This window comes from Xanthomonas sp. LMG 12459 (assembly GCF_009192905.1).
Taxonomy (GTDB): domain Bacteria; phylum Pseudomonadota; class Gammaproteobacteria; order Xanthomonadales; family Xanthomonadaceae; genus Xanthomonas_A; species Xanthomonas_A sontii.
Genome location: NZ_NSGT01000014.1, coordinates 82,200 through 88,578 on the forward strand (window position 1 = coordinate 82,200; position 6,379 = coordinate 88,578).

Genomic DNA, 6,379 nt, shown 5'->3' on the forward strand with positions numbered 1-6,379 from the left:
CGCTCAGTCCAGCGTGACGCTGCAGCCGGAGGCGGCGCTGCGCACGCCTGCCTCCAGCAGCCGCATCACCGCCAGCGCCTGCGCCGCATCCACCGGCGCAGGCGCGCGACCTGCGATCGCCTCGCGAAAGGCCGCATAGCAGTCGCGGTAATCGCCACGCGGCGCGGGCAGGGTCTGGACGGCGTGCGTGCCGTCGGCGCCGACCAGGCGCAATTGGCCGGGCAGGGGATCCTCGCCCCAGCCGGGTGCGCCCGGCGCGACGCCCGCGCGCAACTGCGCTTCCTGCGTGTCCAGGCCGTGCTTGACGTAGCTGCCGCCGCTGCCGTGGAGCGCGAAGCGCAGGCCGTTGGCAGCGACCAGCGAGCCGGCATGCAGCACCACTCGCAGCCGCGGATAGTGCAGCACCGCATGCACGTAATCCACGGTCTGCGCGCCGGGGCGCTGCAGCGCCAGATCGGCCTGCAGCGATTGCGGCTGCCCGAACAGTTGCAGGGCCTGATCGAGCAGATGCGGCCCCAGGTCGAACCACAGCCCAGAGCCGGGGAGTGCGTGCTCGCGCCAGCGGTCGCCGACCTGCGGACGGTGGCGGTCGAAGTGCGAATGGAACTCGGCGATCTCGCCAAGCGTGCCGGCCTCCAGCAAGGCGCGCACGCCGAGGAAGTCGCCGTCCCAGCGTCGGTTCTGGAACACGCTGACGATGCGGTCGGCGCGCTGCGCCTGGTCGAGTACCTGTTGCGCTTCGGCCACGTCCAGGGTGAATGGCTTGTCCACCAGCACGTGCTTGCCCTGGGCCAGGGCGGCCAGCGCCAACGGCGCGTGGGTCTGGTTGGGCGTGGCGATCACCACCGCATCGATCTGCGGATCGGCGAAGGCCTGCGCCGCCTCGGCGACCACGCGCGCCTGCGGCCAGACCGCGTTCACGGCCTCGGCCTGGCGCGAGACCACGGTGTGCAGGTGCAGGCCGGGCGTGTGTGCGATCAGCGGCGCATGGAAGGTGCGGCCGACGTAGCCGAAGCCGAGCAGGGCGAGATTGAAGTCGGACATGGGCGCAGGCAGCAGCGGCGGGACGCCAGTATCGCCTGGGCTGCGTGGGCGGATTGCGCATTCACGCTGCGGCGATTCTTCGGTCACGCCGCCTGTACGACGGCCTGGCGGAGACTGCGCGCACATTCAGCGGAGGAAGACACAATGAAGACGATCAATGCACGCACCCTGCTTGGCGCCACCCTGGTGGCCGGTTTCGCGTTCGGCGCGGGCCAGGCGTTCGCAGCCGGCCAGGCCACCAGCGCCAAGGAGCACGGCACCATGGGCCAGCAGGACACGATGCAGCACGACACCATGGCCCATGACACGACTCGCCACGACTCCAAGGAGCCGGTCACCGACACCTGGATCACCACCAAGGTGAAGGCCGATCTGCTGGCCACCAAGAACGTGTCGGGCACCGAGATCAAGGTCGACACCGTCAACGGGACGGTCAAGCTGTCCGGCGCGGTCGCGACCAAGGCCGAGAAGGACAAGGCCGTGGCGGTCGCCAAGAAGATCGACGGGGTCAAGAAGGTGGATGCGGCCGACCTGAAGGTCAGCGCCGCCGCCAAGAAGTAAGCATTGCGATCCGCCGCCGCGGGTGGGGATGCGACGAGGCGCCCCACCCGCGACAGCCGGTCTGCGACGCACCCTGCGGGGTGCGTTTTTTTTTGGGGGGCAAATTCGCGACGGAAATCGCATTTCGCGTCGCATTGACACCCGCTCAGACATCATGCCTTCATGTTCGTCAACGGATCACGCGCGATGTTGGAGACCCAACCCCACCCGGCTGCGGGGCACGCGGCCGCGGCTGCCGAGGCGCTGGGCGCCGCGTTGTCCGGCCATGGCGCGCAGCCGTCACTGCTGCTGCCGGCGGTGCGCCGGCTGGAAGCGCAGTTGAGCATGCTGTTGACCACGTTTCACGACGACACCGGGTTCTGGCCGGCGTTCTCCGTGCTGATGCAGGAACTGGATCAGGGCCTGAGCCAATCCGAGCGCCGGCGCCTGCGCAGCCACGCCGATTTCCTGCTGGTCCGCGCCGGCATGCCGGCCTGGACCCTGATCGGCGCCACCGCCGGTTCCATTCCGCCCCCGGCGCGCCGGCCCTGAGCGCGGCGCGCGCATGGCGCTCCCGCGGGTGGCCGCAGGCCGCCCGTGTCGTCGTGCGCGCGGCCTGGGATAGAGTCCTTGCAGGTACCGCGATCGGGGTGCCGCGCTTTCGCTGAACAATTCATCTGCTGCCGGGGAAGATGGGCGACAATGCGCGCCCGCGATGGCCGCAGCCGTTCCTTCTTTTGACGCACCAGCTATGCAGACCATCGCCAAACACGATGCTTGGGACCGCTGGCGGCTGCCGTTGCTGGCGCTGGCCGTCGTCCTGATCGTCATCCTGCCCTCGCTGCTGCTGCGGCAGATGAATGCCAGCACCCTGCGTGCGGCGGACTGGGTCGGCCACAGCCAGGAAGTGACCGCCACCTTGAACGCGATGGAAGCGGACATGCGCGACATGGAGTCGGCGGCAATGGCGATGTCGCACGGCGTGCAGTCGCCGATCCTGACCGCGCGCCTGCAGCAGGCGCGCAAGTCGATGCAGCCGACGCTGGCGCACCTGGCCGAGCTGACCCGCGACAACCCGGACCAGCAGATCCGCGTCGGCCGCCTGCAGAGCACGCTGGAGCGACGCGGCCTGATCGCCGAGCGGATCGCGCAGACCCGCGATCCGGAGCGGATCCGCGCGCTGATCCAGGACATGACCGCCGACAATCCAGTGCGCGGCCTGATCGCCGAGCTGCAGCGGCGCGAGGACGAACTGCTGAGCGAGCGGACCGCCGACGCCGAGCAGCGCCGCATGCTCGCCTCGATGATGAGCTGGACCTCGCTGGTGGTGCAGCTGTTGTTGCTGGGCCTGGTGATCTGGCTGTTGCAACGGCAGATCGGCCGGCGCCTGGATGCCGAGCGCCACATGCTGCGCGCCAACGGCCGCGCCGCGGCGGTGCTGCAGACCGTGCGCGAGCCGATCGTGCTGCTCGACAACGGGCAGCGGATGCTGATGCACAACACCGCCTTCGCCGAACTGTACGGCATGGACCTGGCGGATCCGCCGAAGCTGCTCGCCGACGTCGGCGACGGCGTCTGGCAGGATCCGGTGATCGTGCAGCGCTTGGCCGACGTGCTGCTGCGCGGACGCGAATTGTGGGATTTCGAGCACGAACAACTTGGCGCGGACGGCGTACCAAGGACCATGCTGCTGAATGCGCGGCGCATGCCGCTGCCGGACAGCGAGGACGAAGTGGTCTTGATGACGGTCAGCGACATCACCCTGCAGAAAACCGCGCAACAGCGCATCCAGGAGCTGAACCGGCAGCTGGAGGGCAAGGTCGAGCAGGTGTCCGAAGTCAATCGCGAACTGGAGGCGTTCAGCTACTCGGTCTCGCACGATCTGCGCGCGCCGCTGCGCCACGTGGCCGGCTTCGCCGACAAGCTGGTGCGGCACCTGGGCGATGGCGCCGACGAGAAGAGCCGGCACTACCTGGAGGTGATCGGCACCTCGGCGCGGCGCATGGCCTCGCTGATCGACGACCTGCTGGTGTACTCGCGCCTGGGCCGCAGTGCGCTGCGCCTGCAGGCGGTGGACATGCAGTCGCTGGTGGCGGAGACGCGTTCGGTGCTCGACGCCAACTACCAGTCCGACCATGGCGACAGCGGGCATCGCATCGAATGGAGCATCGCGCCGTTGCCGATCCTGGTCGCCGACGAGAACATGATGCGCCAGCTGTGGCTGAACCTGCTCGGCAATGCGGTCAAGTACAGCGCCAAGCGCGAGGTCGCGCAGATCGAGGTCGGCTACCAGGTGCAGCCGGACGGAAGCCATCACTTCAGCGTGCGCGACAATGGCGCAGGCTTCGACATGACCTATGCGGCCAAGCTGTTCGGCGTGTTCCAGCGCCTGCACAAGGCCAGCGAATATTCCGGCACCGGTATCGGCCTTGCCAGCGTGCGCCGCGTGCTGACCCGCCATGGCGGCCATATCTGGGCCGAGTCCGCCCCCGACCAGGGCGCCACCTTCCATTTCGTCTTGCCCCCGGCGCCCGAAGCGCCCACTACCGAGTTCATCGCATGACCGCCATCCGCACCATCCTGCTTGCCGAAGACAGCCCCGCCGATGCCGAAATGGCGGTGGATGCGTTGCGCGACGCGCGTCTGGCCAATCCCATCGTGCACGTCGAGGACGGCGTGGAGGCGATGGACTACCTGCTGCGCCGCGGCGCCTATGCCGACCGCGAGGAAGGCCTGCCGGCGGTGCTGCTGCTGGACATCAAGATGCCGCGCATGGACGGCCTGGAAGTGCTCAAGCTGGTGCGCAGCGAGGAGTCGCTCAAGCGCCTGCCGGTGGTGATCCTGTCGTCCTCGCGCGAGGAAAGCGACCTGGCCCGCAGCTGGGACCTGGGCGTGAACGCGTATGTGGTCAAGCCGGTGGACGTGGACCAGTTCTTCACCGCGGTGAAGACCCTGGGCACCTTCTGGGCGCTGATCAACCAGGCGCCGGACAAAGAGTAAGCGCGCATGCCCACCACCGGCCCCAGGCTTGGCCCGATCCGGATCCTCATGGTCGAGGATTCGCCGGAGGATGCCGAGCTGCTGTCCGACCAGTTGCTGGACGCCGGCCTGGAGGCGACCTTCCGCCGCGTGGAAAGCGAGCCGACCCTGCGCGAGGCGCTGGGCGAGTTCGCCCCGGACATCGTGCTGTCGGACCTGAGCATGCCCGGGTTCTCCGGGCACGAGGCGCTGCGGGTGGTGCGCGAGGACGGCAACGCCGTGCCCTTCATCTTCGTCTCCGGCACCATCGGCGAGGAGACCGCGGTGGAGGCGCTGCGCGACGGCGCCAACGACTACATCATCAAGCACAACCCGACCCGCCTGCCGTCGGCGGTGGCGCGGGCGATCCGCGAGGCCCGCACCGAGCGCGAGCGGCAGCGGGTGGAGCGCGAACTCATGCGCGCGCAGCGGCTGGAGAGCCTGGCCCTGCTCGCCGCCGGGCTCAGCCACGACCTGCGCAACATCCTGCAGCCGCTGCTGATCGTGCCGGAACTGATCGTCGGGCGCAGCGACGATCCGCAACTGCGGCACCTGGCCGACGTCATCGCCGAGTGCGGCCGGCGCGGCCACGAGATGGCCGAGTCGATGCTGTCGTTCGTGCGCGGCTCGCGCACGCCCAGCGAGCCGGTGCGCATCGCCGAGCTGTTCCAGGCGGTGCAGATGCTGCTCAAGAGCAGCCTGCCGGAGCGGGTGACGCTGCAGGCGGACGTGGCCGATCCGGCGCTGTCGATCGAAGCCAACTACACCGAACTGCAGCAGTGCCTGCTCAACCTCGGCCTCAACGCCATCCAGGCCATGCCCGATGGCGGCCAGCTGAGCTTCTCGGCGGCGCCGGCGATCGGCGCCGACGGCAGCGAGCAGGTGCGCATCCTGGTCCGCGACAGCGGCATGGGCATGGATGCGGAGACCCAGGCGCGGCTGTTCAGTCCCTTCTTCACCACCAAGCCGGACGGTACCGGCCTGGGCCTGATCTCGTGCAAGCGCATCGTCGAGAGCTACGGCGGCCGGATCGGCGTGGACAGCACGCCGGGCCAGGGCACTTGCTTCGAATTGCTGATCCCGCTGCGCGCGCCGGTGCCGTCGTTCGAGCCGGAGCCGTCGCTGCCGATGGGCAAGGGCCAGCGCGTGCTCCTCGTCGACGGCGAGGCCACGCGGTTGTCGCTGCTCGGCAATGCGCTGTCCAGCCAGGGCTACCGTCCGCAGTTGGCGTCCGACGGCGCCGCCGCGCTGCGCGACGTCGAGGAACACGGCCTGCCGGACCTGGTGATCGTCGACAGCGACATCATCCTGCTGTCGGCGGTACGCCTGCTGCTGGCGCTGCAGGACCTGGGCTACCAGGGCCCGGCGATCGTCCTTGAGGACACCGGCACCACCCTGGAGCGCGACCACTTCCCCGCCGACATCGCCGTGCACGTCCTGCGCAAGCCGCTGGAAATGCAGCGCGTGTTCCGCGCGGTGGCGCATGCCCTTGAGAGTGGTTGAGGCGCTGGGAACGGGGATAGGGGAATCGGGAATGGGAAAGGCAAAAGCCAAAGCCAAAGCCGATGCTCATTGCTGCATGGCGACCGTATCTACAGCGCAAGCTGCGCGATGACGTGACTCGTTTATCTGGAGTCACCGAGAGAGGCAAAGCTCACCGGATCCGATAAGTGCATCTTGGAACGCAAGGGCAACGGATTGAGGCCTCAGCGGCCATCATGTCTCAGCGCAAGCTCCGCGATCCGGCTGTTCCGATTCCCCCATTCCCGATTCCCCA

The 6,379-nt window shown here is 68.7% G+C and carries 6 protein-coding genes; 5 read left to right on the top strand and 1 reads right to left on the bottom strand.

Annotated elements, in window-relative coordinates; genetic code table 11:
- Positions 1 to 3: 3 nt before the first annotated feature.
- Positions 4 to 1,044, bottom strand: coding sequence for an oxidoreductase (locus CEK65_RS03255; RefSeq protein ID WP_152180759.1), 1,041 nt, complete (start codon positions 1,042 to 1,044; stop codon positions 4 to 6).
- A gap of 144 nt (positions 1,045 to 1,188) precedes the next feature.
- Here CEK65_RS03255 and CEK65_RS03260 point away from each other — a divergent pair, with 144 nt between their 5' ends.
- The 5 genes from CEK65_RS03260 to CEK65_RS03280 all read left to right on the top strand — a co-directional run bounded on the left by CEK65_RS03260 (position 1,189) and on the right by CEK65_RS03280 (position 6,105).
- Positions 1,189 to 1,605, top strand: a complete 417-nt coding sequence (locus CEK65_RS03260) for a BON domain-containing protein (protein WP_152180760.1) — start codon at positions 1,189 to 1,191, stop codon at positions 1,603 to 1,605.
- A 186-nt stretch (positions 1,606 to 1,791) separates the two neighbouring features.
- A complete protein-coding gene (locus CEK65_RS03265) occupies positions 1,792 to 2,136 on the top strand; it encodes a hypothetical protein (protein WP_226975011.1) in 345 nt (114 codons plus the stop codon).
- A gap of 199 nt (positions 2,137 to 2,335) precedes the next feature.
- On the top strand, positions 2,336 to 4,147 hold the full coding sequence (locus tag CEK65_RS03270; RefSeq protein ID WP_152180761.1) for an ATP-binding protein: 1,812 nt from the start codon (positions 2,336 to 2,338) through the stop codon (positions 4,145 to 4,147).
- On the top strand, positions 4,144 to 4,584 hold the full coding sequence (locus CEK65_RS03275) for a response regulator (protein WP_010343137.1): 441 nt from the start codon (positions 4,144 to 4,146) through the stop codon (positions 4,582 to 4,584). Before CEK65_RS03270 ends, CEK65_RS03275 begins: the two co-directional genes overlap by 4 nt.
- 6 nt (positions 4,585 to 4,590) lie before the next feature.
- A complete protein-coding gene (locus CEK65_RS03280) occupies positions 4,591 to 6,105 on the top strand; it encodes a hybrid sensor histidine kinase/response regulator (RefSeq protein WP_043094740.1) in 1,515 nt (504 codons plus the stop codon).
- Positions 6,106 to 6,379: the final 274 nt, after the last annotated feature.

Excerpts from the sequence above, each read along its gene's own strand:
- CEK65_RS03255 (WP_152180759.1), bottom strand. The coding sequence starts at position 1,044 with ATGTCCGACTTCAATCTCGCCCTGCTCGGCTTCGGCTACGTCGGCCGC.
- CEK65_RS03260 (WP_152180760.1), top strand. The coding sequence starts at position 1,189 with ATGAAGACGATCAATGCACGCACCCTGCTTGGCGCCACCCTGGTGGCC.
- CEK65_RS03265 (WP_226975011.1), top strand. The coding sequence starts at position 1,792 with ATGTTGGAGACCCAACCCCACCCGGCTGCGGGGCACGCGGCCGCGGCT.
- CEK65_RS03270 (WP_152180761.1), top strand. The coding sequence starts at position 2,336 with ATGCAGACCATCGCCAAACACGATGCTTGGGACCGCTGGCGGCTGCCG.
- CEK65_RS03275 (WP_010343137.1), top strand. The coding sequence starts at position 4,144 with ATGACCGCCATCCGCACCATCCTGCTTGCCGAAGACAGCCCCGCCGAT.
- CEK65_RS03280 (WP_043094740.1), top strand. The coding sequence starts at position 4,591 with ATGCCCACCACCGGCCCCAGGCTTGGCCCGATCCGGATCCTCATGGTC.